Annotated in this window: 3 protein-coding genes; 1 reads left to right on the top strand and 2 read right to left on the bottom strand. The window is 72.8% G+C overall.

What is annotated here, in order from left to right; translation table 11 throughout:
• Positions 1–163: 163 nt before the first annotated feature.
• Together ACFRCR_RS17995 and ACFRCR_RS17990 are read right to left on the bottom strand one after the other, a co-directional pair.
• On the bottom strand, positions 164–769 hold the full coding sequence (locus ACFRCR_RS17995; RefSeq protein WP_377679488.1) for a GDSL-type esterase/lipase family protein: 606 nt from the start codon (positions 767–769) through the stop codon (positions 164–166).
• A 186-nt stretch (positions 770–955) separates the two neighbouring features.
• Positions 956–1,870 carry an aldose 1-epimerase family protein gene (locus ACFRCR_RS17990; protein ID WP_377679487.1) on the bottom strand — a complete coding sequence of 305 codons (915 nt, stop codon included), beginning with the start codon at positions 1,868–1,870 and terminating at the stop codon, positions 956–958.
• A 146-nt stretch (positions 1,871–2,016) separates the two neighbouring features.
• On the opposite strand from ACFRCR_RS17990, the gene ACFRCR_RS17985 reads away from it, so the two are divergent.
• Positions 2,017–3,012, top strand: a complete 996-nt coding sequence (locus ACFRCR_RS17985) for an aldo/keto reductase (protein WP_377679485.1) — start codon at positions 2,017–2,019, stop codon at positions 3,010–3,012.
• Positions 3,013–3,090: the final 78 nt, after the last annotated feature.

Here is a 3,090-nt window from a genome sequence, read left to right as displayed (position 1 = left end):
TCGGTGATGTGTATCAGAGCCAGGGGGTGGCCGCAGGCCGCTGTCGTCGCTCGCGCAGCCCCGGTGTGGTCACCGTCGGCGGGTGAGCGGGTCACCGTCGGCGGGTGAGCGGGTCACCGCCGGCGAGCAGGGGCGTCGCCCTCGGTGAGCCGGGCGCCCCGGGCTACGCGACGTCGTCGGGCAGGCCGAGCCACGCGTGCCAGCCCGTGTGCAGGACCAGCCAGGCCATGAGCCCGTAGCCCGCCTGCCCCGGGTACCCGCCGTTGCTCGTCGCGAGGTCCGCGAGCCACTGCTCGTGCGTGACCAGGGGCGTGAACGTGTCCACGTACGGGACGCGGCGCCGGTTGGCCACGTCCGCGAACGCCGCGGAGAGCTCGGCGACCCGGTCGTTGTCCTCGGGCCGGCCGGGCGGCGGCCCGACGACGAACGTGGGCAGACGACGGTGCTCGGCCACGTCCAGGACGTTCGCCAGGTTGAGCCGCGACCGCGCCACCGACAGGCCCGCGTCGAGGTCGTGACGACCCAGGGCGAGGACGAGCCGGTTGTCGGCCTCGGGGTCGTGGTCGAAGCGCCTGCTCGTCTCGGCGTCCCAGCGCTGGCTCATCGCCGTCGTCGTCTCGCCCGGGATCGCGAGAGGGAAGACCATCGCCGTCCCCGGGAAACGGGTGCGCGCGACCACACGCCCGGCCCAACCGAGGCCCTTGGCGTCGCCGACACCCGCGCTCAGCTCGTCGCCGACCACGCAGATCCGTACTTCAGGTTCTCCCACGGTGATGTGCTCCTCGTTCGCTCGCGCACCATTGTCCGTCACGACAAGGCTCCCGTGCGGGATGTCCGGCCGGTCCGGCGCCACCCGGACCGGGAATCGTCGACCTCACCCTCGCGCGGGCAGGGCCAGGGGGAGAGAGGCGCGCCGGCGCCGGGCCGGACAGGACGTGACCGGCGCCACGCCCCGTCAGAGGAGCGTCGCACCCCAGACGGCGTCGTGCGAGGCGCCCGGAGCCAGGCGCACGAGGCGCTCGCCCGTCCGGAACGCGTCCGCGATGCAGGTCATGGGCTCGGCCGCGACCCCCGTGCGCCGGTAGCCGGCCGCCGAGACGTGGTCGCCCGTGCACACCTGCCACGTGTCCATCGAGGAGTCCATCCACACCGCGGCCGTGCGGCCGTCGGGAGCTGCCAGGCGCATCCAGGACAGCCCGTCCTCGTCCCGCAGGACGTCGACGTACGCGTCGTCGAGGTCGATGCCTGCGAGCAGTCGGGGCTCACGCAGGTCGAAGTCACCCGCGGCAGGCTCGGTGCCCGTGGGCAGCAACCGCTCGTCCGTCGTGACACGGGTGCGTGCGTCGAGGCGCAGCGTGCACTCGTCGACCGTCGCGGTGCCCGGCGACAGCCAGGGATGGAACCCGACGCCGTAGGGGGCGTCGGACGCGCCCACGTTCGTCGTACGGGCCGTGACGCGCAGCCCCGCGTCGCTCAGTGCGTACGTGACACGCGCCAGGAGGTCGAACGGGTAGCCGGGCGTCGGGACGAGGTGCAGCTCGAAGGTCACGGCCGAGGTCGACTGCGCGACGACGTCCCAGCGTTCCCAGCACACCAGACCGTGGATGGCCGTGCTCCTGGGCACCTCGGTGATCGGGAGCTGGTGGTCCGCACCGTCGAACGTGTACCGCCCGTCGCGCAGCCGGTTGGGCCAGGGGAGCAGCACCGCGCCGTGCGACGCGGGAGCGATCTCGTCCTCGGCGAAGGGCGTGAAGACGTCGCGCCCCCCGACGGAGTACTCGCGGACGGTCGCACCGACCGCCGTGAGCGTGGCACGGTGGTTCCCGTGCTCGATGCGGATCTGGACGCCGGACGGTGCATGGATGTTCACGTGCACACGCTACTGGGTGCGGAACTCCCCACGAGCAGGGACAGTAGAACCCGGTCGTGCCGCCCTCCCGGGCGCACGGCCCAGCGACGCACCGTCCCCGACACTGCCGGGGACGGGAGCACCACCCGCAGGACGAGGAGGAACACATGGAACGACGAGTGCTCGGACGCACCGGACGACTGGTCTCGGTCGTCGGGCTCGGCACCTGGCAGCTCGGGGCGGACTGGGGCGAGGTCAGCGAGGCCGACGCCCGCACCGTGCTCGACGCCTCCGCCGAGTCCGGCGTGACCTTCTTCGACACGGCCGACGTCTACGGCGACGGCCGCAGCGAGGAGATCATCGGGTCCTACCTCGCGGACAACCCTGGCGCGGGCATCACGGTCGCGACCAAGATGGGCCGACGGGCCCCGCAGGAGCCCGCGAGCTACACGCTCGCGAACTTCCGCGAGTGGACGGACCGGTCGCGCCGCAACCTGCGCACCGAGCGCCTCGACCTCGTCCAGCTCCACTGCCCGCCGTCCTCGGTCGTCGACGACGACCAGGTGTACGACGCGCTCGACACGCTCGTGGCCGAGGGGTCGGTCGCGGCCTACGGCGTGAGCGTCGAGACCGTCGACGAGGCGCTCGCGGCCATCGCGCGCCCCGGCGTCGCGACCGTCCAGATCATCCTCAACGCGTTCCGGCTCAAGCCCCTCGACGAGGTGCTGCCCGCGGCTTCCGACGCGGGCGTCGGGATCATCGCTCGCGTCCCCCTGGCCTCGGGCCTGCTGTCCGGGAAGTACACGCGTGAGACGACCTTCGCCGAGAACGACCACCGGAGCTTCAACCGCGACGGTTCCGCGTTCGACGTCGGCGAGACCTTCTCCGGGGTCGACTTCGCCACCGGTCTCACGGCTGCGGGGGAGTTCACCGCGCTCGTGCACGACGTGCTCGGACCCGACGTGACCCCGGCCCAGGCCGCGATCGCCTGGATCTGGCAGCAGCCCGGTGTCTCGACCGTGATCCCCGGTGCCCGCAACGTCGAGCAGGCCCGCGCCAACGCCGAGGCCGGTTCGGCGGAGGTGCTCGGACCGCTGTTCGCGTCGGGTGTCCGGGAGATCTACGACCGGTACCTGCGGGAGCAGGTCCACGGCCGCTGGTAGGTGCCCTGGCCGCTGGTAGACGCCCCAGCCGGCCAGTGCGATCCACGACGAAGGCCGCCTCCCCGGACAGGGGGAGGC

The organism is Oerskovia sp. NPDC056781 (assembly GCF_042789955.1).
GTDB lineage: Bacteria > Actinomycetota > Actinomycetes > Actinomycetales > Cellulomonadaceae > Oerskovia > Oerskovia rustica.
The sequence above is the reverse complement of the archived record's forward strand: the minus strand, read 5'-3'. Positions and strand labels throughout refer to the sequence as shown.

Bases quoted from the DNA above. Each gene is read 5' to 3' on its own strand.
- ACFRCR_RS17985 (WP_377679485.1), top strand. From the start codon at position 2,017: ATGGAACGACGAGTGCTCGGACGCACCGGACGACTGGTCTCGGTCGTC.